Raw genomic sequence first — 24,721 nt, 5'->3', positions numbered from 1 at the left:
CTCACCAGCGCAGCGGGCGTTGCGAGAGGATCGCCGCGAGCCGGGCGTGGATCTGCCGGGCTTCGTCTACGGGCAAGAAGCGAATCCGCAAAGGCGGCGCCAGCGCGCCGGCGCCGGCGGTGTCGAGCCACAGGGTCGCGGTGCCGCAACTGCGGTCCAGCGGCGAGCGGGTCAGCTGCAGCGCCTGCAGCTTGTCGAGTTCGGCGAACCGCCACGAGCGCCGCCACCAGCCTTCGCGCACCGCCACCAGCACCTCGCCGATCGCATAGCCGATGCGGCGGGTCCGGCGTTGCGCCTTGAACGCCGCCCACGGCAGCCACAGCAGGGCCAGCGCGCTCCAGGCGCCGACCTGCCAGTACAGCGAGAACACCGCGAGCAAGGTCCACGGCACGTCGGGCAGGAACAGCCGCCACCAGGCCGCATCCGGCAGTGCGCGCCATTCCAGGCGGTCCCAGTCGGCGCGCGGCAGCAGGTGTTCGATCAAGCCGTCGCAGACCTGCGCGGTGGCGACCGGCGCGAGCTCCTTGAGCGAGCGGCCGTCTTCGTTGGCCTCGGCGCCGACCGTGTCGACGCTGAGGCTGCGGCGCTTGAGCAGGCGGTGCATCAGGCCTTCCTCGAGCGTCCAGGCCTGGATGCGCCGGCGCGGCACGGTGGTGCGCCAGCGCCCGAGCAGGCCGCGCTCGGCGGTCAGGCGGCGCCCGTGTTCGCTCAGTTCGAAGCCGTAGTAGCGCAGCAGCGCCAGCACGATCGACAGCAGCTTGAGCAGGCCGGCGATCAGCGCGACCGAGGCCACCGCGATCAGCGCCACGCCGATCCCGTCGAGGTGATAGGCCTCGACGTAGCCGGACAGCCAGCGCGTGGCCTGGCTACCGAGGCGCTGGGGAATGCGCGCGTTGAAGTCCGGGGTGTATTGCGACAGGCCGGCCAGGGCGGCGCCGATCAGGACCAGGCCGCCGTTGGAGACCAGGCCCAGCCGCAGCACTTCGGCCGGCGACAGCCGCAGCAGCACGTCGGCGCGCTCCTCGGCCTGGCCTTCGGCGAGCGCCGCGCCGCGCCTGCGCACCAGCGCTTCCAGCGCCAGCGCGTCGTCGAGCCGGAGCACGCGCATCTGTGCTTCGGCCTCCTTGCTGCCGGCCGATTCCATGCGTACCTCGGCGACCCCGAACACGCGGTGCAGCACGGTCTGGTGCAGGGCCACGTTCTGGATCCGCACGAACGGAATCACCCGCAGGCTGCGGTTGAACAGGCCGCTGCGCACCACCACCGCATCGGCGCCGATGCCGTAGCGGTAGGTGAAGTAACGCCACAGCGCCACTAGCACCAGCATGCCGACGCCGATCAGCGGCCACAGTTCGTTGCGGTCGCCGCGGCCGAAGAACAGCAGCGCGGCCAGCGGCACGACGAACTGCTTGAGCTGCTGGATCAGCACGAACAGCCACGACATCGGATGCAGGCGGCGGTCGGCGCGCGTGTTCTCGTCGTCCGGCGCTGTGGTCGAATCCGGCGCGCTCATCAGGCGTCTTCGTCGTGGTCGAGCTGGCGGCCGAGGCGTTCGCGCAGGCGCTCGGCGTCGAGCGCGTCGAGATGGTCGATCGAGACCGCGTTGTGGCGGGTGCCGGCGGTGTGCACGACCAGGGTCGCCAGGCCGCGCAGGCGTTGCAGCGGGCCGTGCTTGAGATCGAGATGTTGCACCCGGGTCAGCGGCACCAGGGTTTCGCGTTGCCAGGCGACCCCGCGGCGTACCGCGAAGCCGTGTGCGTCGAGCCGCCACAAAGTGTTGCGGTAGCGGCGCAGGCCGATCCAGGTGCCGATGCCGGCGCCGAGCAAGGCGCCGCTGAGCCCGCTCGCGACCGCCACCCAGGCGCCGATGGTGAGCATGCCGAGGATCACCCCGGCGATCGCGAACACCACCGCCAGCGACACGCTGACGTCGATCGTGCACAACAGCACGGCGCGCGAGGGCAGTTGTTGCCAGCCGGTCGCGCCGGTGTCGCCGCCGGCCGGCGCGGGATCTGGCAGGGGCGCGCCGGACTCGACCGGCGAGTGCTCGTCGGACGCGCGCTCGACAGGTGCGGGCCGGTCGGGCGCGGGCCCGATGGACGCGGGCTCGGCGGCGGTGGGGTCGGGCGTATCCGTCATCAGGGTTCTTTGGCGTACAGCGGTTCGGTTTCGGTGTAGTCGCGGCCCTGACGATACAGCGCGAGCCGGCCCTGCATGCGCTCGCGCGACCTCGGATCGAGCTCGCCGTCCTTGAGCCGGGCCAGCGCGTCGGTCTGGAACGCCACTGCCTGGGCGAAGTCGCCGTTGGCGGCCAGCGCGGCGGCGACGGTGTCGAGTTCGGCGGCGCTGAGCCGTTCGCGCTTGGCGATCATGTGCTGGCCCAGCGCCAGGGACTGCTTGGCGTCGCGTTGGCCGGCGATCGGGCAGGTCGCGAGGATCCAGACCCGGTCGTTGCGCGCCTGCGCCATGCCGGCGTCCTCGGCCTTGCGCAGCCATTCGACCGCCTGGCCGCAATCGCTGGTCAGGCCGGCGGCGCCGGAGCGGATGAAATCGGCGTAGCCCATCATCGCCTGCGGGTTGCCGCTTTCGGCGCTGCGGCGCAGATGCGGCAGGGCGCGGCGCAGGGTCTGCGGGCTCAGCGACAGGCGGTCGTTGGTCGACAGCAGGATGTTGGCCACCGCCAGCGCCGATTCGGCGTGGCCGCTGTCGCTGGCGCGCTCGAGCGCCGCCAGCGCGGCGTCGCGGTCGGCGGGGATGCGGCGCGATTCCAGCCCGGTGTAGAGCAGGCGCCCGTACAAGTACTGCGCCAGCGTTTCGCCGGCCTCGGCCTTGCGCTGGATCGCCGCGACCTGGGTGTCGATGTAGGCCTGGTAATCCGGCCAGCGCTCGTTGAGGCGGTTGCGCTGCGACTCGTCCTCGCGCGGCGCCAGCTCCAGCGCGCTCAGGGTCGACGGCGCCTGTCCGTCGCCGAGGAAATCGCCGAGCAGGTGCTGCAGCAGAGCGGTCTCGCCGCCGGCCTGCGCGGCCGCCGCGGCCATGAAGCTCGACAGCTCTTCGGTCTGGCGTTCCGGGCGGGTCTTCCAGCGGCCGTCCTCGCGCACGAACTCGGGGCCGAACACATAACGCTCGCCGGTCGGCGGCCGCACTTCGCCGAGCGCGCGGTCGGCGTCGATCATCGCCACGTGGCTCAGGGTCGGGAAATTGCCGTCGGCGTGGCGCATCACCACATGGCAGAGCTTGTCCTGCACGCAGTGGCGATAGGCCGCGCGGCCGTCCCATCCGGCCAGCACCGGCGCCTCGTACTTCGCGCGCAGCCCGTACACGGTCAGGCGGTCGGCGACCGGCAGGCGGCGGACCTGTTCGGTCGAGCCGTACAAGGCCACATCGCGCAGGAAGGCGTAATGCTGCGCGGTCGATTCGGCGACCAGCTCGGCGCTCGCGCCGTCGTCCTTGGCCGCGAGCCGGGTGTAGCGGCCCCAGGCCGCATCGACTGCGTTGACTTCGGCCTGGTCGACCTTGGCCTGGTCGGCGCCCTGCGCGGCGGCGATGGCCGGGCCGCACAGCAGGGCAAGCATCAATAGCGCGTAACGCATGAGGCGTCCTTGTCGAGCCGACGGGCCGGCGTCCTACCTCGAACGATAGGGATTGTCGTCGCCGTTGCCGGATGGACGCAGCGTATAGCGTTTGTAGGTCCACTGGTATTGGGCCGGATCGCGTCGCGCGATCCGTTCTACCGCCGCGTTGAGCGCGACGCAGGCGCGTTGCGGATCGGGGTCGGCGATGCCTTCGGGCGCGGCTTCGATGCGCAGGGCGAAGGCCGGATGGTCCGGATGCGTGTCGATGCGTTCGCAATATGCGAACAGCACGGTCGCGCCGGTGCGTTCGGCCAGGCGCCCGAGCAGGGTCATGGTCAGCGCGGGCACGCCGAAGAACGGCGCGAACTCGCCGTCGCCGGCCTTGGGCTGCTGGTCGGGCAGGATGCCGACCACGCCGCCGGCGTTGAGGCGCTTCCACAGCTGGCGCACCGCCGAGCCTTCGGCGCGGACCTGGGTGACCCGCTCGGCCTCGGTGTCGGCGCGCACCAGGTTGAGGAAGGCCTCGCCGATCGCCGACTCCGGCGGGCGGTACAGGATCGCCAGCGGAGTGCGGAAGGCCAGCCACTGGTTCAGCAGTTCCCAGTTGCCGTAGTGCGGCGCGGCGACGATCAGGCCGCGCCCGGACGCGAGCGCGGCGTCGAACAGCTCGGTACCGTGTTGCTCGCGCAGCAGGCCGAGGTTCTCGGCATGCGGCCGGGTCCACAGGCGCAGGGTCTCGACCGCCTGGCGCGAGGTGGTGCGCACGATCGCGCGCTGCCACTGCTCGCGTTCGGCCGGCAGCAGGTCCGGGTAGGCCAGCTCCAGGTTGACCCGGGCGACCCGGGCCTCGCGGGCGTTGCGGCGCTGCCACAGCGCGGCGATCGCGTCGCCCAGGCGCATCTGCCAGGACCAGGGCAAGCGGCCGAGCGCGCTGGCGAGGACATACAACAGGCGGGCGACGAAACGGGTCATCGCGCGAGTGTAGCCGCTGCCCCGCGCGCGCCTGCCGCGTCCGCACCGCGCGAATGTGCCGGATGCGGCACATATCGAAGCCGGCTCGCCGCCGATGCCGGCACGATCCAGGCTTTACAATCGCGTTCGTGTTTTCCAGGCGTACGAGCCGCATGCTGAGTCTGATCCAGCGCGTCACCCAGGCCTCGGTGGCCGTCGACGGCGAGACGGTCGGGGCGATCGGCCCCGGCCTGCTGGCCCTGGTCGGGCTTGAACCCGGCGACGGCGAACCCCAGATCGCCCGCATGGCCGAACGCCTGCTCGGGTATCGGGTCTTCGCCGACGAGGCCGGCCGCATGAACCGTGGCCTGGCCGACACCGGCGGCGGCCTGCTGCTGGTCAGCCAGTTCACCCTGGCCGCCGATACCAGCAGCGGCATGCGTCCGGGCTTCAGCACGGCGGCCGCGCCGGCCCTGGCTGAACCGCTATTCAACCGTCTGGTCGAAACCTGCCGGCAACGTCATGCCGGAGGGGTGGAAACCGGCCGCTTCGGCGCCCATATGGTCGTCAACCTGGTCAACGACGGCCCGGTCACCTTTCTCCTCCGGTCCTAAGACCCGGCCTCCCAGGCCGGACCTGATATACTGGAGCGTTCCCTACCCTCAATAGCGCGGTGGCGCAGCCCATGGCCAACGAACGTCAGCCCCCTCCGTCCGATATCAAGCTCCTGATCAGCAAGGGCTTGGAGCAGGGCTATCTGACCTATGCCGAGGTCAACGATCACCTGCCCGACGATCTCGTCGACGCGGAACAGATCGAAGACATCATCGGCATGATCAACGGCATGGGCATCGAGGTGCACGAAGTCGCACCCGATGCCGAAACGCTGTTGCTCGCCGACGGCAACACCGGTAATCGCGAAGTCGACGACACCGCGGCTGAAGAAGCCGCGGCGGCGCTGACCGCACTCGACGGCGAAGGCGGCCGCACCACCGACCCCGTGCGCATGTACATGCGCGAGATGGGCACGGTCGAGCTGCTCACCCGCGAGGGCGAAATCGCCATCGCCAAGCGCATCGAAGAGGGCCTGAACCAGGTCCAGGCCTCGCTTGCGCTGTTCCCCTCCACGATCCAGCTGATCCTCGAAGACTACGAGCAGCACAAGGCCGGCAAGAAGCGCCTGGCCGAGATCGTGGTCGGCTTCAACGATCACCTCGACGAAGAGCCCGAGCCGCCGGCGCCGCCGGTCGTGGTGGCCGAGGCCGATGCCGACGCGGACGACGACGAAGAAGTCGAAGCCGCCGGCGACGACGCCGAGACCGAAGAGACCGTCTCCGGTCCGGACCCGGTCGAAGTCGCCGCGCGCATGGAGGCCATCGCCGACCTGTACGGCAAGTTCCTCAAGGCCCAGGCCAAGGGCGAGGCCGGCGTCAAGGCGGCGACCAAGCTGCGCGAAGACATCGCCGCCGTGTTCGTCACCCTGAAGCTGCCGCTGGCCCTGACCGACAACCTGATGCGCAACCTGCGCGACGTGGTCGGCTCGATCAAGGACCACGAGCGCAAGATCCTCGACCTGGCCACGCGCATCGCCAAGATGCCGCGCAAGGACTTCATCCGCGCCTGGGAAGGCAACCAGACCAATCTGGAATGGGTCGACGAGCTGCTCAAGCGCAAGCAGAAGTGGTCTTCGGGCCTGCGCGACGTCAAGGACCAGATCATCGCCGAGCAGCAGACCACGATCGAGATCGAGCAGGCCTCGTTCCTGACCCTGGCCGACATCAAGGAAATCAGCCGCGCGATGGCCTACGGCGAAGCCAAGGCGCGCAAGGCCAAGAAGGAGATGGTCGAGGCCAACCTGCGCCTGGTGATCTCCATCGCCAAGAAGTACACCAACCGCGGTCTGCAGTTCCTCGATCTGATCCAGGAAGGCAACATCGGTCTGATGAAGGCGGTCGACAAGTTCGAGTTCCGCCGCGGCTTCAAGTTCTCGACCTACGCCACGTGGTGGATCCGCCAGGCCATCACCCGTTCGATCGCCGATCAGGCGCGCACCATCCGTATTCCGGTGCACATGATCGAAACGATCAACAAGCTCAACCGCATCTCGCGTCAGATGCTCCAGCAATACGGCCGCGAGGCCACGCCGGAAGAGTTGGCGAAAGAGATGGACATGCCCGAGGACAAGATCCGCAAGGTCATGAAGATCGCCAAGGAGCCGATCTCGATGGAGACGCCGATCGGCGACGACGAGGATTCGCACCTCGGCGATTTCATCGAGGACACCAACGTCGAGTCCCCGGTCGAAGCCACCACCAACATCAACCTCTCCGAGACGGTCCGCGACGTGCTCGCCGGCCTGACCCCGAGGGAAGCCAAGGTGCTGCGCATGCGTTTCGGCATCGACATGAATACCGACCACACCCTCGAAGAGGTCGGCAAGCAGTTCGATGTGACGCGCGAGCGTATCCGCCAGATCGAGGCCAAGGCGTTGCGCAAGCTGCGTCACCCGAGCCGTTCGGAACAACTGCGCAGCTTCCTCGACATCGATTGATCGGCGTCGCTGAGGTCGCGTAAGGAAACAGGCCCCGCTCGCGGGGCCTGTTTCGTTTGCGGGGTCCGTTGTATCCCAGGCTCCGCGGCGCGCGCGGCCAGGCTTGTCGCTGACGGCACCGTGGCCTTGTGCCGGCGTCGCAGGCGTCGCGCAGCCCCCTTCGGCGCATCGCAGGCATCGTGGCGCGATGCGATGCCGCGCCGTCGAGCCGTTGGCCGACGAAGCGGGTGGCGGTGCGCCGCGATCCGATGGTTCCGGTAGGCGCTCAGCCGTAGAAGAACTGCTCGTGCACGATCTTGCCGTCGCGCACCTTGTACACCGCGACCTCGGCCATGGGCATACGGCCCATGCTCTTGTAGGTGGCATCGATGCCCATGGCCAGACTGAACCAGTCGCCGCCGACCGCCGGATCGCTGCACCAACTGCTGTGGATCTCGACCACGTCGGCCATGAAATCGCGGCCCTTCCGGCGGATCGCCGCCAGCCCTTCGACATTGCCGAGCGGACCGTCCTGTTTGCCGGGCGCCTCGATGCTGACGGCATCGTCGGCGTAGAGCTCGTCCTGTATCTGCTCGTGCCGGCCGGCGCGGCACAGCTCGACGTAACGGTTGGCGATCTGTTGGGTGTCCATGGCGGGCGCGTCCTCGGGTTGGGCGCTCAGGATAGGCCCGAGTGCTTCGACCGCGGTCATGGATCGTGGGATGGGCGGGGGGCTTCCGACGAGCGGAACATGAATACGCAGGCGATGGATGCGTTTGGCTTGGCGCGATTCCTGTCGTGCCGACGAAACCCAGGGTAGGAGCGGCGCAAGCCGCGACCACGGTGCCTCAGTTTTGCGGCGAGGCCGACCGAAAGTCCTGTAAGAGCGGCGTGAGCCGCGACCGCGCCGTCTCCGGTTGCTGCGTCGCCGGCCTTGAGGCGGTAAAGCAACATCAATAGCAAAGCTTCCGCCCCCTAAAGGATGCGGGTAACTTTCTTTTGTCCAAAGCAACAAAAGAAAGTCACCAAAGAAAAGTGCTTCTTCTTGCAAGGGCACAAGCCCGCACGATCGAAGCCGACGCAGGGATGCTCCAGACAGGCCATCCCTGGCCTGCTTGCGCACGGCCCGCATCCCTGCGGGCCGCCCTACGGGTCTTCTCTTGGCCGGCAAAGCGGTGAAGCAAATCAAAATCACGGCAACGGCAACGGCAACGGCAACGGCAACGGCAACGGCAACGGCAACGGCAACGGCAGGCGGCCGACAGCCGACATATCGCGTCTGCTCTTGGGTAGGAGCGGCGCAAGCCGCGACCACGCGATCCCGATTGCCTGCGCCGGCAGCCGTAGGTTCGCGGTCGCGGCTTGCGCCGCTCCTACCTCGGCGAATGCACGCCGCTTCGATGGGGGACATTGACGTTGTCGCATCGACACGTCCCTTGGTCGCGACTTACGTCGCTCCTACAGGGATAGCGACGCGGCTTTGATGGCCGCTCTGTTGCTGTGCGTCGCATCGCACTAGCGAAGGCCATAGAAGGCCCGGAGGGCGGCCTGCATGGATGCAGGCGGTTTTTCATCGGGACAGGGATGTCCCGTATGAAAAATCCCCGCGGCGGCACCGCTCATGCATGCCTTTGATTCAAAACAAAGCAACTTCTTTGGTTATCTTTCTTTTGTTGCTTTAGACAAAAGAAAGTAACCCGCCGCTTTAGTGGCGGAAGCTTTGGGTTTGATCTTGGTCTTGATCTTCCACGAGGAATGCACCGCGGGACCGCCGCAGCGATGTCGCGGCTTGCGCCGCTCCTACCCTGACCAGGCTGCAGCGGGCATCGGTGCGAGATTGAGAGGTCGCGGTCGCGACTTACGTCGCTCCTACCCCAAAGCAAAGACCGCGTTGCATAAAAAACGGGGCGCAAAAACGCCCCGTTCCGATCACGCGATAACGTCGCAACCACTTAACCACCGCGCAACAACCGCATCACCTCGTAGCACGCGCCCATGGTGTGGTAGTCGGTCTTGCCGGCCGGGCTCTTCTCGTCGCTGTACTTGCGGTTCTCGCGATCGAGGATGCGGTACCAGGCGCCGTAGCGGTGGTCGACCATGTGCTGCCAGGCATAGGCCCACAGTTTGTCGTACCACTGCCAGTACAGATTCTCGCCGGTGCGCGCGGCCAGCAGCGCGGCGGTCGCCAGGGACTCGGCCTGGACCCAGAAATACTTGTCGTCGTCGCAGACCGAGCCGTCCGGGGCGAAGCCGTAGAACAGGCCGCCGTGTTCGCTGTCCCAGGAACGCGCCACCGCGAAGTCGAACAGATGCCGCGCGGTCGGCAGCAGCCACTGCGGGGCTTCGCCGTTCGGCGACAGGTGACGGTCGAGGATCAACAGCAGCTTGGCCCACTCGGTCTGGTGGCCGGGCTGGAAGCCCCATGGGCGGAATAGGTGTTTGGGGTCGTCGCGGTGGTAGTCCCAGTCGATGTTCCAGTCGCGGTCGTAGTGCTCCCACACCAGGCCTTCGGACTTCGCTGCCTGGCGCTGGGTCATGTTCTGCGCCAGGGTCAACGCGCGGTCGAGATAACGGCGCTGGCCGCTGGCCTCGTACGCCGCCAGCATCGCCTCGCACATGTGCATGTTGGTGTTCTGGCCGCGGTAGTCGCTGAAATTCCAGTCGGCGTCGGCTTCGTCGCGGTACAAGCCGTGCGGCGCTTCCCAGAAGCGTTGTTCCAGCAGGTCCCAGGTTTCGTCCATCCACGCCGCGGCCTCGTCGATGCCGGCCTTGAGCGCGGTCGAATAGGCGAGCAGCACGAAGGCGCCGCCGTAGCAGTGGTTCATCCGGTCTTCGGGCTGGCCGTCGCGGATCGTCCAGGCGTAGCCGCCGGTCTGCGCGTCGCGGTGCTTCTCGCGCAGATAGCGCAGGCCGTCGCGCGCGAGCTCGCGGTAGTCCTCGCGCTCGAACTCGATCGCCGCCATCGCGTAGTTGAAGACGAAGCGGGTGCTGCTGACCAGGTGCCGGTGCGAGGCGTCGTAGACCGAGCCGTCGTCGCGGAAATAATGGAAGAAGCCGCCGTCCGGGTCGCGCGCGACCGGATCGTAGAACGCCATCGTGTCGGCGATGTGCGCGCGCAGGGTCTCGGCCTTGCGGAAATCGGGGAGCGGGTGCGAAGGAAGGTTCATGACTGTTCCTGCATCAGGCGTTCGACATCGGCCGCGCTCGGCATCGCCGCGAAGGCGCCGTGTCGGGTGGTGGCGAGGGCGCCGGCGGCCGCGGCATAGCGCAGCGCGCCGATGAAGTCGGCCTCGTTGGCGAGGAAGTCGCCGAAGCCGGCGGCGTTCACGCCGAGGCTCGACAAGCGCTGCAGCAGGCCGCCGACGAAGGCGTCGCCGGCGCCGGTGGTGTCGGACGGGGCGACCCGGAAAGTCGCGACCTCACCCTGGCGCGTGCGGGTATGCCAGCGGATCGGCGTGGCGCCGTCGGTGATCAGCACGCAGGTCGCATAGCCGTGCCACAGCCGTTGCAGCGCGGCTTCCTCGCCGCCGAGGTGGCGGGCGAGGAACTCGAACTCGCTGCCGCACAGCTTGATCAGGTCGGCTTCGAGTAGCGCCGCCAACAGCCGCGGCGCCGGGTCGAAGCCGGCCGGCCACAGCGACGGCCGCAGGTTCATGTCCATGCTGACCAGCGCGCCGGCCATGCGCGCGCGGCGCATGCCGGCCAGCGTGGTCGCGGCGATCGCTTCTTCGGTCAGGCTGTTGGAGCAGACGTGGAACACCTGGGCGTCGGCGAAGCTGTCGTTGCTGAAATCCGCGTCGCGGAACAGCAGGTCCGCGGCCGGCGGCCGGTAGAAACTGAAGCTGCGTTCGCCGTCGCCGTCGAGCGAGACGAAGGCCAGCGCGGTCTTGGCCTCGGCGGTGCGCAGCAGGTGACGTGTGTCGACACCGTAGTCGTGCAACTGCGCGGCGATGAAGTCGCCGAACATGTCTTCGCCCAGCATGCCGACGAAGCGCGCATTGCCGCCCAGGCGCGCCGCGGCGACGGCGACGTTGGCCGGCGCGCCGCCGGCGTACTCGACGAAGTGACGCGGCTCGCCGGCGACCGACGAGGGACGTGCGAGAAAATCGATCAGGGCCTCACCAAAGCAGACGATTGCGCCGTTGCGCGGTTCTGCCGATAGCACAACGGACATCAATGCATCACTCCCGAAGCCTGGGCGGTGACGTGCTGGCCCTGACCGGCGGCGACGCGCGAGCCGCGCCAGCCGTACCAGACGATGAAGGCGTAGCACACCACCGGAATTACGAACGAAGGTTGGATACCGATCCGGTCGGACAGCACGCCCTGCAGCCACGGCACGACCGCGCCGCCGACGATGCCCATGATCAGCAGGCTCGAAGCCTTGCTGGTCATCGGCCCGAGCCGCTCGATGGCGATGGTGAAGATGGTCGGGAACATGATCGAGTTGAACAGGCCGATCGACAGCACCGCCCACATCGCGATCGAGCCCTGGGTGCTCATCGTCACCGCCAGCAGCGCGATCGCCGCGACCGCGAACAAGGCCAGCAGGCGCCGCGCATCGAAGCGGCGCAGCAACGCGGCGCCGATGAAGCGGCCGACCATCGCGCCGCCCCAGTAGTACGCCAGGTATTCGCTGGCCTGGGCGTGGTCGATGTTGCCGATTTCCGGCGCCGAGATGTAGTTGATCAGGAAGCTGCCGATCGAGACCTCGGCACCGACGTAGACGAAGATCGCGATCACGCCGAAGAACAGATGGCGCTGGCCCAGCACCTCGGCGAAGCTGTGGTGCACCGGGTCGGCGCTCTCGGTGGCTTCGGCCAGCGAGGGAATGCGCATCTGGTACACGAACACCGCGAGCAGCAGCAGGCAGCCGGCGATGATCATGTACGGCATCTGCACCGAGGCCGCTTCATGGGCGCGGTAAGCCGCCTGCTCGGCGACAGACATCGCCGCGAGTTCGGCGGTGCCGAGCACCGCGGTCGACAGGATCAGCGGGCCGATCACGTACGGGAACACGGTGGTGCCGAGCGAGTTCAAGGCCTGGGCGAGATTGAGCCGGCTCGGCGCGCCGGCCGGGTCGCCGAGCAGGCTGATGTACGGATTCGCCGACACCTGCAGCAGGGTGATGCCGCTGGCGAGCACGAACAGCGCGCCCAGGAACAGCGGATACGACGGTATCCGCGCGGCCGGGAAGAACAGCGCCGCGCCGGCTGCGGCCACGATCAGCCCGATCACGATGCTGTTCTTGTAGCCGACCTTCGCCACCACCTTGCTCGCCGGCAGCGACATCAGGAAGTAGGCGCCGAAGAAGGTCGACTGGATCAGCATCGACTGCGCGTAGTTCATCTGGAACACGGCTTTCAGATGCGGGATCAGCACATCGTTGAGGCTGGTCAGGCCGCCCCAGGTGAAGAAGATCGTGGTCACCACCGCGAGCGCGGCGGTGTAGGACATGTCGCGACGGGTCATGCGAACTCTCCGGGCGGAACGAGCACCTCGCTGCTGCTGCGGGCCTGCAGACGGACGGGGGCGACGGTATGGGCGGGCGGCATGTCGGGGTCGCGCAGGCGCTTGAGGATCAGTTCGGCCGCCTGGCGGCCGCGTGCGCGCGGGTCGACCGCGATGGTGGTCAGGGTGGGGGAAGCGACCGAGGCTTCGGGAATATCGTCGAAGCCGATGACGGCGAAATCGCCGCCGGGGCGGCGCCCGCGCGCGACCAGGCCGGCCATCAGGCCCAGCGCGACCGCGTCGTTGTAGCAGACCGCCGCGGTCGGGGCCGGGTCGCGCACGAACAGCGCGCCGGTCTGCTGCGCCGCTTCCAGGCGCGTGGGCGCGCATTCGACCAGCCACTGCGGTTCCGGGTCGACCCCGGCCTCGGCCAAGGCTTCGCGATAGCCCTGGCGGCGCTGCCGGCACGAGCTGGAATCGCGATGGCCGCCGAAGAAGGCGATGCGGCGATGGCCGCGTTCGAGCAGATGGCGCGTCGCCAGGCGCGCGCCGTGGGTGTTGTCGAGGGCGAGGAAGTCCCAGTCGGTGGAATCCAGCTCGCGGTTGAACACCAGCACCGGGGTGCGTTCGCCGACCTGGGCGCGCACCCGCGCGCCGTCGCTGCCTTCGGCCGGCGACAGGATGATGCCGGCCGGGTCGTGCTCCATCAGCGAAGTCAGCACCGCCTGCTGGCGTTCGACCGACTCGTTGGTGCTGCCGAGCAGAGTGACGAAGCCGGCGGTGGCCAGCCATTCGTCGACGCCGGCGGCGAATTCGGCGAAGAAGGGGTTGGACAGGTCGTTGATGACCAGGGCCACGCCGGTCGACACCTTGCGCCGCAGGTTGGCGGCGCCGCGGTGATAGACGTAGCCTTGGCGCTTGAGCTCGGCCTCGACCCGGGCGCGGGTGTCGGCGTGGACCAGCGGGCTGCCGCGCAGGACCAGCGAGACCGTCGCGCGCGACAGGCCGCAGGCCCGGGCGATGTCGGCCAGGGTGACCCGGCCGCGGGGAGCGGGCGCGTCGTTCATCGTTGACACCTCACAAGGGGTGGTCGGTCGGCAATCATGGCTCTGGGCGGCTTTTGGATCGTTCTAAATGCCGTCATCCTGCGGCCTCGGGCCCGTCCCTGCATTCTGCATTGCAGCATGAAGGGGCCTGGGCCGCGTGTTAGCTTGCCCGCATTTAGAACGATCTAAAAGTGGCCGCCGGGATTTTTGCCGGTCCGGCCGTGTCCGGGCCCTGTGCCCTATAGACGGAGTGCCCCGGATGACCCGGCCGACCCAGCCTCTCACCTCCCGCCGCGCCTGTCCCGCCCTGCGCTGGCTGGCCGCCGCCGCCCTGGCCGCCTGCGCCCTCGGCGCGAGTGCCGGTCCCGCCGGCCAAGCCCCGGACGGCGAGGCCGGCCGCCGCGCCTACGAATCGGTCGACCCCTTCATCGGCACCGGCGGCGAAGGCCACACCTTCCCCGGCGCGGTGGTGCCGTTCGGCATGATCCAGCTCAGCCCCGACACCGAGATCCAGCCGCGCAAGCAGGCCTACGGCTGGGCCGCCGGCTATCGCTACAGCGACAGCAGCATCGTCGGTTTCTCGCACACCCATTTCTCCGGCACCGGCCATTCCGACCTCGGCGACGTGTTGCTGATGCCGATCGCCGGCGAGGTCAAGCTCGAACGCGGCGACTCGAAGGTGGCGCGCAGCGGCTACCGCTCGCGCTTCCGCCACGACGACGAAGTGGCGCAGCCGGGCTATTACGCGGTCACCCTCGACGACTACAAGATCCGCGCCGAACTTACCGCGACCGAGCGCGTCGGCGTGCATCGCTATCGTTTCCCGAAGGGCCAGGCCGCGCACGTGCTGGTCGACCTGCGCACCAGCCTGTACGACTACCCGGGCAAGGTGCTGTGGTCGCGGCTGCGCCTGCGCACCGACGGCACCGTCACCGGCTTCCGCGAAACCCGCGGCTGGGCGCCGGGCCGTCAGCTGTATTTCGCGATGCGGTTCTCGCGCCCGGTCAGCGGCCACGGCTTCCACGACACCGAGGCCGACGTCGCCTACAAGGGCTTCCCGCCGCCGGGCGAAAAAGACCCGACGAAACGCGCGCAGATCGAAGGCCGCCAGGTGGTCGGCAGCCTCGACTTCGCCGAGGCCGAAGGCAGGGACCTCATCGTCAAGGTGTCGATCTCGCCGGTCAGCGAAGACAGCGCCATCGCCAACCTCGACGCCGAAGTGCCCGGCTGGGATTTCGACGGCGTGCGAGCCCAGGCGCGCGCGAGCTGGACCGAGGCCTTGTCGGCGATCGACGCCGACGCGCCCGAGCCGATGCGCAAGAGCTTCTACACCGCGCTGTATCACACGCTGATGGGTCCGAGTCTGTTCATGGACAGCGACGGCCGCTACCGCGGCCCCGACAACGCCGTGCACCAGGCCAAGGGCTTTCGCTACCACTCGACGTTCTCGCTGTGGGACACCTACCGCGCGCTGCACCCTTTGCTGACCCTGGTGCAGCCCGAGCGGCGCAATAACGACTTCGTCAATTCCCTGCTCGCCTCGCGCCGCCACAGCCCCTACGGCATCCTGCCGGTCTGGTCCTTCCACGGGCAGGAAACCTGGTGCATGGTCGGCTACCACGCCGTGCCGGTGATCGCCGACGCCTACATGAAAGGCATCCGCGGCTACGACACCGACGAAGCCCTCGACGCGATGGTCGCCAGCGCCAGCTACGGCCCCTACGACGGCATCGCCCAGTACATGGAACTGGGCTATGTGCCGATCGACGAAGAAGGCGAGGCCGCCTCGAAGACCCTCGAATACGCCTTCGACGACTGGACCATCGCGCGCATGGCCGCCGACATGGGCCGCCGGGACATCGCCGCCAAGTTCGAGAAGCGCGCCGGCAACTGGAAGCACGCCTTCGACGCGAACACCGGCTTCATGCGCGCGCGCAAGCGCGACGGCGCCTTCCGCGAACCCTTCGACCCCACCGCCAGCGGCTACGGCACCGACTACACCGAAGGCAACGCCTGGCAGTACTCCTGGTACGTGCCGCAGGACGTCGCCGGCCTGATCGACGCCCACGGCGGCGACGCCAAGCTCGTCGCCAAACTCGACCAGGTCTTCGACGCCAAGGTCGACCCGAAGGTGTTCGCGCACATGGAAGACATCACCGGCCTGATCGGCTGGTACGCCCACGGCAACGAACCCAGCCACCATGTCGCCTACCTGTACGGCTACGCCGGCCAGCCCTGGCGCACCCAGGAACGCCTCAAGCAGATCATGGCCAGCCAGTACGCCCCGCGCCCTGACGGCCTGGCCGGCAACGACGACCTCGGCCAGATGTCGGCCTGGTACGTCTTCACCGCGCTGGGCTTCTACCCGGTGGCCCCAGCCAGCAACGAATACGCCATCGGCCGCCCCTTCCTGCCCAAGGCCACCCTCAACCTGCCCAACGGCAAACGCTTCACCGTCGTCGCCGACGGCCTGGATGACGCCCACACCTACATCGGCGCCGCCACCCTCAACGGCCGCCCGCTGGACCGCAGCTTCCTGCGCCACGAAGAGATCATGGCCGGCGGGGAATTGCGATTTACCATGCAGGGCACGCCGAACAAGGCGTGGGCGAGCGATCCGAAGCAGCGGCCTTATTCGATGAGTGTCAGGCGCTGAGGGGCATTGCCCGCCATCTCTTGTCTCTGCGCCGATGAGCGTCTTTGGTGAGGCGCTTGGATAGCCACTTCGATATGGCGTCCAGATATGGGCCTTCGATTGGCAGAAACCGGCCGGGGAGACCAAGCTGCTGCCTCGTTCTGCGCCGGCGTTAGCGTCCTGGTCTCGCCATGCGACGGCGCCGGCACATGGCCGCGCCGCTTACGCCCGCCCCGCCCAACCATTAGAATCCCTGCTCGCGCGGGCCTATAGCTCAACGGTTAGAGCAGAGGACTCATAATCCTTTGGTTCCAGGTTCGAATCCTGGTGGGCCCATACCAACGAAGCCACCGGCGACAGCAGAAGTGTTACCGCCGCTGCCGCCGCAATCTGGCGCCAGAAGGCCTTTTCCTTCGAATCCCGAGCGCGATCCATGTTGATCGCAGCAATCGTCTTCAGCCTATCGAGCCCCAACGCATCCGCCAGCATCACGGCGGTTTTGTCGTCTGCATGCGATACGCCGGTTCGGTAGTTGCTGAGGCGATTTGGTCGAACGCCAAGCGCCTGCGCAGCTGCGTAGTCGCTATCGATTCCTTTCGCCAGCTTGAACTTGTCGAGTAGGTCGGTCGTGTACGACATGGCTATCTGCCTTTACGCATTCGATGGTGTGATCTGGAGCGAACTCGACTTGCAACGTCTTTTTCTTCTTCAAAACGTATCGAGCTTCGTACGCTTCCAGCGCTTTGCAAATCTCTTTTCCTGCACGCACCTGCTCTAGCTTTGCCGGGTCGGTAACGCTAGGCGGCGGCACGACAGGTGTAGCTCCTAAAGCGATCAAAACAAGCAACGTATTCATCGCAGGTCCCCGTAGCCGTTCGTCGGCAACCTACATGACATGGGCATCCTACCCCTTGACGTAATTCAAGGGATAGGCATACTCCACCCCGTCTAGATCAAGGCCTAGACATAGGCAACCGCCGGGGGCGGTGCCCGGCACCCCCTCCCCCGTTGGAGCCGGTGCCGCCGCCCCCGGCCACTACGGGGGGTAGGAATGGACGCTTTCGAACAGGTGCTGGGGTTGCTCCTGGCTCAGAACGGTTACTCGCTGGCGATCTTCGCCGCGCTGTTTATCGCCGTCGTCGGCGTCTTCGTTCTCGTGGTCGAGCTGTGCGGCGTGTACCGCTGGCTGTCGGACCAGCACGAACGCGAGGTCCGCTACCTCACCGACTGGTGGACGCACGACGACGGCGAACCTATCCCCGGACTTCGGGAGACCATCCGACAGTCCCTTGGCCCTGACCCCGATGCGCCGTTCGCGACCTTTGCCGGCAGCATCGACGAATTCCTAGCGGCCCAGCGGCCGTACCCCAGCGAAGACCACCATTGCGTGTATCGCTTCGGCGATGGCGAGTGCTTCGAGTGCGCCGACCTCGCTGCGCTAAATCGCGTACCGCTGAGCGCGCAGGCGTGATGTGGAGCCCCGCCATGTCGAGCTTTTGGATCAACCGGAGTTGTACGGTCAAGCGGATACGCGTGTTCGCGACGCCTGGGCTCAGCTTCTCGGGCGACACGCCGCACATTGCTTCGCAACTCTCACTTTTCGACAGCAGCGTTTCTATCGAGACCGACGCACGGGACAAGTCCTCGTTGCCGATCGCACGGGCAACAACGGTTCTGTGCATCCAGAAGCGGCCGATAAAGCGTTTCGTGTCTTCGTCAGCAAGATCAGTGGCGACATCTACGGGCGCAACTGGTCGAAAAAATGGCACGGCGGGCTGCAATGGGTCCGAGGGAGTGAGTTCCACAAGGATGGTCGGCTGCACTTCCACGCGCTGCTATCCGCGCCAACAGACGATCTTTGGCGGCTTACTCACCTTAAGACGCACCACCGCTGGTGGCTCCAAGAATTCGGCTTCAACCGCCTAGAGCGACCTCGCAGTCAGCACGACGTGCAGAGCTACGTCGCTGACTACGTCGTGAAAGACGGGTTACTCGATTTTTCGCGCAACTTCGGCGCGTGGTCACCGCCACGCCTCGACTACAGCGCAGCACCGCAGCAAAGCGCCTGGTCGGAGGGCGCGCAAGACACATCCGACGCAAGCGACTGAAGAACCTTCGGGCTTGGGCAGGGAACGCGAATGGGTGGGCCGCAGGGCTCTTACCCATTCTTGACCCTACCAATCCGCCCGAGATTTGTGTGATGCCAACTAACGACGACAGAGAGAGAAACGACATGAGCAACCAAGCTGAAGACTTCGCAACTGTCACCATCCGTGGCCCCGTCGAGACCGTGACCCGCACCGGCAAGAACGGACCTCGCGCGGTGTACTTCCACCCCGCGACGCTCGAAACGCCGATCTTGAAACAGCAATTCGAACTCGAAGTCGACGGCCCGAACTTGGGCTACGCCGTCGGGCGTGCCTATCGCTGGAACGTCATCGCCGACATCGTTCCCGGCCGCTACGGCCCGGAACTGGCGCGTCGCATGTCGCTCGTCGAGGTCGAGGCTCCGGCACAGAAGCCGGTGGCGCCGGCCCCGCAGAAGGCGGCGTAAGTCATGGGCACCGTGTACGTGCAGGCCTGCGATTCGCAAAACATCGCGGTCGACGGCACGTGCACGGTGCCCGTGTGGGTCGAGAAGCCGGAACAGATTTTTCCGACGCTCTCGGCCGCAGAAGGCGCCGAAATCGCGTTCGCGATAGCTGGCGTTTGGACACTCGGTCTGTGTTTGCGCCTCTACATCCGGGCAAGCCGCGAGCAACGTTACTAACCCTCCCCCCCAATCGGAGATACCCCGCATGAACCGCAAGACCCTCGAAAGCAAGCTCCACACCGCCAAGGTCACCGCGCAGAACGTCGGCAAGAAGATCGCCGCCGGCGGTGCCGCGATGCTCGCTCCCGTCGCCGCGTTCGCCCAGGCGGCCGACCCGGCCGGTGCGATCAAGACCGAGATTGCCGGCGCCAAGAACAGCGTCGGCGAAATCCTGGTGGCGCTCGCCGCGATCATCGGCCTGCTGCTGTTGTGGGCCTACATCAAGCGCGCTCACTGAGCGGGCGGCCACAGCAGGAACCTACCCACACGGGGCGGCATGCCGCCCCTTCTTATTTGAGGTGCGACATGGGCTACCTCGTAATGCTGGCCGTGCTACCGGCCCTGTGGCTCGCATATGAAGCCGTCTAACCTGCGTGCCGTCCGGGCCGCCGTTCTTTTCGCCCTAGCTGCGTTGGCAGCTCCTGCCGCATTTGCCGCCACAGCGTGCCCCCAGGACTTGCCCCGCGTTTGTGATCGACAGCAGGCCTATGCCGACGCCGATTCGCAGGCGCGTGCACGTGGCGCGGAGAACTGCCAGTACGGTGTTTACGAGACCAAGGTCGACGGCGCAGTGATGGACGCGCAAGGCGGCGGGTATCCGGCGCGGTTTCGTTGCAAGCAGCAGAACGGTTCGGCCGAATCGATCTTCCGATCTACCGGCATGGAAATGGCGTACTTCTTCGGCTGCCCGTCGCCTAAGGTTTGGAACGAGTCGATGAAGCAATGCTTCGATCCTGACGAATGCTCAAGGCGCAACACCGAAGACGGTTTCAAGAACGCGGGTGAGGTCGTGCGGCCGTTCTCGTCGAAGTGCGTTGCGGGCTGCACGTATGCGGTTACAGGCAGTTCGCCCAGCGTGACAGTGCAAGGTATGACGGCTGGTGTCTTTGAGTTCACTGGGGCGATGTGCCCTGATGTGCCATCGATGCCGAAAGACGACGCGAAGAAGAAACCACCGCAAGAATGTCAGCCTGTGGCCGGTCAAACGCTCTGCCTCAAGCCAAATGGCAATCACTGCTATACCGCAAGTTCTGGCCGACAAATTTGCTGGACGCCGGGCGAAACCGGCGAAAAGAACGATGGCGACACGCGTCAAAAACGCGATGCCGGACCCAATCCGATTCCGCCGGCTAATCTGCAACTTCCATCCGGCGATTCGCTCGCCAAGAAAGGCAATTCGATGACGACGAACACGACCACCAGCAATGGCGGCGGTACGACGAACATCACGACTACGACCACGAACTACGCCACCACGAACGGCACCAACGCGAACGGCGGAACGGGTTCGGGTGGTACTGGCTCCGGCGGTGGCGCCGATGGCGAGCCGAACACCGGAACCGGTGGCAAAGATGGGAACGGTAACTCTGCAAGCGGGGGCGGCGATTGCAAGACACCGCCTGTCGTTACCGGGGATGCAGCTCTGAACATGGTCGCAACGCAGGCCTGGGAAACGCGGTGCGCAGTCGAAGCGGGCAATGCGGCTAAGGTGACCGGCGACGTAGGCGATTGTACGAAGCCGTTCACCGTGGAAGGAACGAACGCCAACGCCGTGAAGCTGCGGGCGATGCGCGCCATCGTGTGCAATGGAGCAGTCAAGGTGACCGGCGACGTAGGCGACTGCCAGCAGCCATTCACCGTCGAAGGAAACGGCGCTGACGCGATCAAGCTGCGCGGGTTGCGCGCACAGATTTGCGATCAACCGGGTTGGACCAAGACCGACGGCACCGAGCCCGGCGACGGCGATCCCGCCGGCGACCACGAACCCAAAACGCGAATGCTCGGCGTGAGTACCGACATGCTCGACGTTGGCGGGTTCTTCGGTGGTGGTGGTAGTTGCCCGAGTTTGGGAGTGATCAAAATCGGCCCGTTCGCAACCGTGAATCTCGATGAGGCGACGTGGTGGTGCACGCTCGTTTCGATCATGCGTGCGGTGATTCTCATCTATGGCGCATATACCGCGCTCCGAATCTTGATGGGGAATGTATGACGCAGATTGGCATGATGTTTGCCGCGTTCGCGGCCAAGCTCTACAACGTGTTTAAGATCGGGGCGGCGTCCATCGTCGCTCGCATCCTGGGCACGTTCGGACTCTCTGCCGTGTCGTTTAGCACCGTGCTTCCAAACCTGAAGGAATTCGTTAAGGGCTACGCGAACGGGTTGCCGGCGCAGGCGATGGATTTCATGTCGGCGATTGGGCTCGACGTCGCGATGACAATGGTGTTGTCCGCGCTGACCGTACGGCTTGCTTGGAAGACGTTTGTTATCCCGAAGTCGGTCGCCGATGAGCTGGGCGGGAGCGGGCTATGATCTTTTGGTATACCGGGCAGCCCGGCCACGGCAAAACGCTCCATGCGATCGATCACGCAATCGACCTCCGCAATGAAGGGCGATTGGTCTACGTCTGCAACGTACGCGGGTTCAAGCACGAAGAAGCTCGCATGTTGCAGATGTCGCCGGAGCAGTTCTGCGACTGGATGAATTTTCTTCCCGACGGCGCGGTCGCGGTGGTCGATGAGGCATACGAGCACGGCATGTTGCCGAAGCGCCCGCCGGGCTCTCGTGTGCCGGAGCACGTGCAGCAGCTTGCCAAGCATCGGCACAGAGGCCTGGATTTCATCTTCGTGAGCCAGTCGCCGGCTAAGCAGGTCGACGAGTTCGTGCACGACCTCATCGAGCGACACGTGCATGTGCGGCGCCGCTTCGGCTTGCCCTTCGCGCACCTGCGGACGTTCGACCGATTCGAGCGCAACCCGGAGAAGCGACAGCCACTCATCCTCAAGCGTGTTCGGTTGCCCAAGCGGCCGATGGGCCTCTACGAATCGACCGTACTCGATACGACCGAGCGGAAGATTCCCTGGTACTACGTGACGGCCGTGGTGATGGTGCCGGCGTTGCTGTGGTGGGGCTGGCACACGATGACCAACGTGGAGGGGCGATTGACTGGCGAGAAGGAGATTGCCGCCACCACAGAAGCAAAGGCGCACGACACCGCGGCGAACGGAGCGGGAGCGACGGCCGCCGCGGTGGGGGGCAAGCCTTCCGGCGATGACCTGCGGAAAACCGACTACGTAGCGTGGTTGGCGCCTCGCATCGGTGGTCAACCTTGGACTGCCCCGGCATACGACAGCCTCACCGTTCCCTCGCAGCCGCCGCGCATTTTCTGCATGTCGTCGGGTTACGACGGCGACGAGTCCTGCACCTGTAAGACCGAGCAGGGAACCAATTACAAGGTTGAGGACAACCGCTGTCGGATGATCGCTCGCCAAGGTCAGTACGAACCGTTTCTCAACGAGGACATCGCGGAACGCAACCGACTCGACGACGTGACGCAGCAACGCAAGCTTGCCGCTTCTGAGGTCGAACGGGGTAATTCCGCTTCAAAGCCCGGCGCTTCCGAAGACCAGGACCCGGGCGCTACTCTCATCGGCGGCGACGTGCTGCCGCCCACCGTTTCCAAAGGAGGCTGATCACATGGCTATCGAACTCATCACCGGGTATCCGGGCAGCGGCAAGTCCCTGCGCGCCATTCATCGCGTCGGGCTGGCTGTTGAGGCCCGCAGGCCGGTCTATGCCTTCGGCATGGGCAGCCAGCACCCCGCAGCCGCCCGCCAGCTCGACCACCCGAGGGAATGGAGCCGGCTACCGGCGGGTTCGCTGCTCGTCGTCGACGAGGCCCATCGATTCTGGCCGGGTCGACCTGGGACGTTGCCGGCTGACTTCTTTAACCTGGAAACCGGAGATCCACTGCCGGGCCTGGAGCTGCTGACCTTGCTGCTGGTGACGCAACACCCTCGGCAGCTCGATAAGGGCATACGCGGGCTCGTCCGGCGTCATGAGCACCTGGTGCTATGTCCCGGGGTCCACGCGGCTGACGTCTTCTCCTGGGAGCGCTGTAACGAGTTTCCTCGCAGCTACCAGGAACAGGCCACCGGCCGAGAGCTGTTCGCGTTCCCCAGGCGCGCAATCGTCGCCTAAGGCCCCGCAGCGAGCACAGGGGGCATTCCAGCCCAACGCCTCACCCGCGCCCGCGCAGGCTTCGCACGACGGCTTGAGCGGGCCTGCTGACGCAAGGTCGACGGCCGGGACCGACCCGCCCGAGTACCCGCCTTATCGAGATCGACCCCACGACGCCGGCAGCTTGCCGGCGTTCTCGTTTCTCCTGCAGGAGCGCCAAATGTGCCTAGCCTTCTATCGCAACTTACAGTTGCGCAATTCTAAGTGTGCTGGCATGGTTCGGCGGGGGTGGGGACCACACGCAAGGAGCGAGCGAAGTGCATACATGGGATGACGCTGCATCACGTTGGTTAGACGAGACTCGCCACAAGGCAACGCACCTAAACGACCGCGCGAAAGTCGAGGTGCTCGATGCTTGGTTCAGTGGTCGCGAGCTTGATGCGATTCGAGGCGATCACATCTCGAAGGTTGGCCGCAAGATCGCCGACCGAACGTCGCCAGCAAATGCGAATCGCTATCTCGCATTGATCCGCGCAGTGCTTCGCAGAGCGCATCAGGTGTGGGAATGGACGACTCGATGTCCGAAGGTCGTCATGTATCCAGAGAAGAAGCGGCGTGTTCGCTGGCTCACGCCCTCGCAGGCGCGAAAGCTGATTGCGAGATTGCCCGATCACCAGCGCGACATAGTTCGCTTCGCTCTGGCGACTGGCTTGCGCCACGGCAACATCGTTGGCTTGCAGTGGTCCCAGATCGATATGCGCAGGCGTCTTGCGTGGATACACGCAGATCAGGCGAAGGCACGTCGGCCGATTTCAGTGCCTCTATCGGCTACGGCAATGGACGTGCTGCGGCGACGCAGAAAAGACCACGAAATACATGTTTTCGTGTATCACGACCGGCCGATTAGGTGTGCGAATACGAAGGCATGGCGTGATGCCCTCGCGAAGCTAAAGATCAAGGATTTCAGGTGGCACGACTTGCGGCACACCTGGGCAAGCTGGCACGTGCAGAACGGAACGCCTTTACACGTGTTGCAGGAGCTTGGCGGCTGGCAAAGCGAGGCGATGGTTAAGCGCTACGCGCATCTTGCGCCAAGCCATTACGCACGTTACGCGGAGACGATCACGCGAGTTTTTGCGGCGTAAACGACCGGAACCAGGGGACTCATAATCCTTTGGTTCCAGGTTCGAATCCTGGTGGGCCCACCACCCCTTTCGGAAGGGCGTTTATCTCCCCCTCCGCAGGTCGAGAAAACCCCCTTATTTTCGAGGGTTTCGGCGAAGTCCGTGGTTTCGGAGAACCGGCGAAAAACGCCGTTTGGCGAAGTTTTCGCCAGTCAGTCCTCTCTCTTCTCCCTACCTGTGGTCTCGGAACCACAGGCCTGGATTTTCGCCCCTTACAAATCAACGGGTTAGCCGTGGACTTTTTTGCGAGTTTTTCGGCGATCAACAGGTCAACCAACACGTCAAACTCACTCTCCGAAACCACAGGTCCGGAGAATGAAAAGTGCTTGGGTCTACCGTTCTGGTCGCTGACGAAAAACGCCCCGAGTCGCACATCGCCGTGAGGTTGATGGTCAAGCTTTGACGCGCCCACGGCTACGGTTTTCAAACCAGTCTATTCACTCAGGGGAACACTGAGGAACAATAGGCCACATCTATCAACAGGTTGTGCAGATCGCCGTCGAGCCCGTGAGCTGCTGGATACAATGAGGCGTCGTTGGGAGGCCGCCCAACGGGTGCCCTTGCTTACAGCCCAGATCGG

General features: G+C 65.9%; 23 protein-coding genes and 1 tRNA gene. 14 read left to right on the top strand and 10 right to left on the bottom strand.

From position 1 onward, the window contains the following. Nucleotide 1: 1 nt before the first annotated feature. From AC6CH2_RS07885 to AC6CH2_RS07870, 4 genes are read right to left on the bottom strand one after another with little or no spacing between them, the layout of a single operon-like run. Entirely contained in the window at nucleotides 2-1,513 is a 1,512-nt protein-coding gene (locus AC6CH2_RS07885; RefSeq protein ID WP_498268754.1) for a PH domain-containing protein, read from the bottom strand. Further along, the gene (locus AC6CH2_RS07880) at nucleotides 1,513-2,139 is read right to left on the bottom strand and encodes a PH domain-containing protein (protein WP_498268753.1); all 627 of its coding nucleotides are present in this window, start codon (nucleotides 2,137-2,139) and stop codon (nucleotides 1,513-1,515) included. Before AC6CH2_RS07880 ends, AC6CH2_RS07885 begins: the two co-directional genes overlap by 1 nt. Then, entirely contained in the window at nucleotides 2,139-3,593 is a 1,455-nt protein-coding gene (locus AC6CH2_RS07875) for an SEL1-like repeat protein (RefSeq protein ID WP_498268752.1), read from the bottom strand. The genes AC6CH2_RS07880 and AC6CH2_RS07875 overlap by 1 nt, the downstream gene beginning before the upstream one ends. A 33-nt stretch (nucleotides 3,594-3,626) precedes the next feature. Next, nucleotides 3,627-4,547, bottom strand: coding sequence for a lauroyl acyltransferase (locus tag AC6CH2_RS07870; RefSeq protein WP_498268751.1), 921 nt, complete (start codon nucleotides 4,545-4,547; stop codon nucleotides 3,627-3,629). 152 nt (nucleotides 4,548-4,699) lie between these two features. On the opposite strand from AC6CH2_RS07870, the gene dtd reads away from it, so the two are divergent. Together dtd and rpoD are read left to right on the top strand one after the other, a co-directional pair. Next, on the top strand, nucleotides 4,700-5,140 hold the full coding sequence (gene dtd / locus AC6CH2_RS07865; RefSeq protein ID WP_498268750.1) for a D-aminoacyl-tRNA deacylase: 441 nt from the start codon (nucleotides 4,700-4,702) through the stop codon (nucleotides 5,138-5,140). Nucleotides 5,141-5,211: 71 nt separating this feature from the next. Then, complete coding sequence (gene rpoD, locus AC6CH2_RS07860) at nucleotides 5,212-7,077, top strand: RNA polymerase sigma factor RpoD (protein WP_498268749.1); 1,866 nt, start codon at nucleotides 5,212-5,214, stop codon at nucleotides 7,075-7,077. Nucleotides 7,078-7,342: 265 nt separating this feature from the next. On the opposite strand, the gene AC6CH2_RS07855 is transcribed toward rpoD, so the two are convergent. The 5 genes from AC6CH2_RS07855 to AC6CH2_RS07835 form a co-directional block, all read right to left on the bottom strand. Continuing rightward, a complete protein-coding gene (locus AC6CH2_RS07855) occupies nucleotides 7,343-7,708 on the bottom strand; it encodes a SnoaL-like domain-containing protein (protein ID WP_498268748.1) in 366 nt (121 codons plus the stop codon). 1,300 nt (nucleotides 7,709-9,008) lie between these two features. Continuing rightward, the gene (locus AC6CH2_RS07850; RefSeq protein WP_498268747.1) at nucleotides 9,009-10,223 is read right to left on the bottom strand and encodes an AGE family epimerase/isomerase; all 1,215 of its coding nucleotides are present in this window, start codon (nucleotides 10,221-10,223) and stop codon (nucleotides 9,009-9,011) included. Further along, a complete protein-coding gene (locus AC6CH2_RS07845) occupies nucleotides 10,220-11,230 on the bottom strand; it encodes a carbohydrate kinase family protein (RefSeq protein WP_498268746.1) in 1,011 nt (336 codons plus the stop codon). Before AC6CH2_RS07845 ends, AC6CH2_RS07850 begins: the two co-directional genes overlap by 4 nt. Beyond that, nucleotides 11,230-12,528, bottom strand: coding sequence for an L-fucose:H+ symporter permease (gene fucP / locus AC6CH2_RS07840; protein WP_498268745.1), 1,299 nt, complete (start codon nucleotides 12,526-12,528; stop codon nucleotides 11,230-11,232). Before fucP ends, AC6CH2_RS07845 begins: the two co-directional genes overlap by 1 nt. Next, on the bottom strand, nucleotides 12,525-13,574 hold the full coding sequence (locus AC6CH2_RS07835; RefSeq protein ID WP_498268744.1) for a LacI family DNA-binding transcriptional regulator: 1,050 nt from the start codon (nucleotides 13,572-13,574) through the stop codon (nucleotides 12,525-12,527). Before AC6CH2_RS07835 ends, fucP begins: the two co-directional genes overlap by 4 nt. A 238-nt stretch (nucleotides 13,575-13,812) precedes the next feature. Between AC6CH2_RS07835 and AC6CH2_RS07830 the strand changes: the two genes are divergently transcribed. Together AC6CH2_RS07830 and AC6CH2_RS07825 are read left to right on the top strand one after the other, a co-directional pair. Next, nucleotides 13,813-16,209, top strand: coding sequence for a GH92 family glycosyl hydrolase (locus AC6CH2_RS07830; protein ID WP_498268743.1), 2,397 nt, complete (start codon nucleotides 13,813-13,815; stop codon nucleotides 16,207-16,209). A 242-nt stretch (nucleotides 16,210-16,451) separates the two neighbouring features. Beyond that, nucleotides 16,452-16,524: transfer RNA gene (locus AC6CH2_RS07825), tRNA-Ile, on the top strand. Between the two features lie 247 nt (nucleotides 16,525-16,771). Here AC6CH2_RS07825 and AC6CH2_RS07820 read toward each other — a convergent pair. Next, a complete protein-coding gene (locus AC6CH2_RS07820; protein ID WP_498268742.1) occupies nucleotides 16,772-17,044 on the bottom strand; it encodes a hypothetical protein in 273 nt (90 codons plus the stop codon). Between the two features lie 195 nt (nucleotides 17,045-17,239). On the opposite strand from AC6CH2_RS07820, the gene AC6CH2_RS07815 reads away from it, so the two are divergent. From AC6CH2_RS07815 to AC6CH2_RS07770, 10 genes are all read left to right on the top strand, one after another. Next, entirely contained in the window at nucleotides 17,240-17,659 is a 420-nt protein-coding gene (locus AC6CH2_RS07815) for a hypothetical protein (RefSeq protein WP_498268741.1), read from the top strand. Between the two features lies 1 nt (nucleotide 17,660). Continuing rightward, nucleotides 17,661-18,296 carry a rolling circle replication-associated protein gene (locus AC6CH2_RS07810; protein ID WP_498268740.1) on the top strand — a complete coding sequence of 212 codons (636 nt, stop codon included), beginning with the start codon at nucleotides 17,661-17,663 and terminating at the stop codon, nucleotides 18,294-18,296. A gap of 92 nt (nucleotides 18,297-18,388) precedes the next feature. Next, nucleotides 18,389-18,742 (top strand): hypothetical protein, encoded by a 354-nt coding sequence (locus tag AC6CH2_RS07805; RefSeq protein ID WP_498268739.1) that lies wholly within the window; start codon nucleotides 18,389-18,391, stop codon nucleotides 18,740-18,742. Between the two features lie 3 nt (nucleotides 18,743-18,745). Next, the gene (locus tag AC6CH2_RS07800) at nucleotides 18,746-18,958 is read left to right on the top strand and encodes a hypothetical protein (RefSeq protein WP_498268738.1); all 213 of its coding nucleotides are present in this window, start codon (nucleotides 18,746-18,748) and stop codon (nucleotides 18,956-18,958) included. Between the two features lie 28 nt (nucleotides 18,959-18,986). Continuing rightward, on the top strand, nucleotides 18,987-19,238 hold the full coding sequence (locus AC6CH2_RS07795; RefSeq protein ID WP_498268737.1) for a hypothetical protein: 252 nt from the start codon (nucleotides 18,987-18,989) through the stop codon (nucleotides 19,236-19,238). A gap of 117 nt (nucleotides 19,239-19,355) precedes the next feature. Beyond that, on the top strand, nucleotides 19,356-20,990 hold the full coding sequence (locus AC6CH2_RS07790; protein WP_498268736.1) for a hypothetical protein: 1,635 nt from the start codon (nucleotides 19,356-19,358) through the stop codon (nucleotides 20,988-20,990). Then, nucleotides 20,987-21,310: a DUF2523 family protein gene (locus tag AC6CH2_RS07785; protein WP_498268735.1), complete on the top strand. Its 324-nt coding sequence runs from the start codon at nucleotides 20,987-20,989 to the stop codon at nucleotides 21,308-21,310. The genes AC6CH2_RS07790 and AC6CH2_RS07785 overlap by 4 nt, the downstream gene beginning before the upstream one ends. Continuing rightward, nucleotides 21,307-22,470: a zonular occludens toxin domain-containing protein gene (locus tag AC6CH2_RS07780; protein WP_498268734.1), complete on the top strand. Its 1,164-nt coding sequence runs from the start codon at nucleotides 21,307-21,309 to the stop codon at nucleotides 22,468-22,470. The genes AC6CH2_RS07785 and AC6CH2_RS07780 overlap by 4 nt, the downstream gene beginning before the upstream one ends. Before the next feature lie 4 nt (nucleotides 22,471-22,474). Further along, nucleotides 22,475-22,978, top strand: a complete 504-nt coding sequence (locus AC6CH2_RS07775) for a zonular occludens toxin domain-containing protein (protein ID WP_498268733.1) — start codon at nucleotides 22,475-22,477, stop codon at nucleotides 22,976-22,978. Nucleotides 22,979-23,274: 296 nt separating this feature from the next. Further along, the gene (locus tag AC6CH2_RS07770) at nucleotides 23,275-24,102 is read left to right on the top strand and encodes a site-specific integrase (protein WP_498268732.1); all 828 of its coding nucleotides are present in this window, start codon (nucleotides 23,275-23,277) and stop codon (nucleotides 24,100-24,102) included. Nucleotides 24,103-24,721: the final 619 nt, after the last annotated feature.

The organism is Lysobacter sp. GQ73 (genome assembly GCF_059758755.1).
The sequence above is the reverse complement of the archived record's forward strand: the minus strand, read 5'-3'. Positions and strand labels throughout refer to the sequence as shown.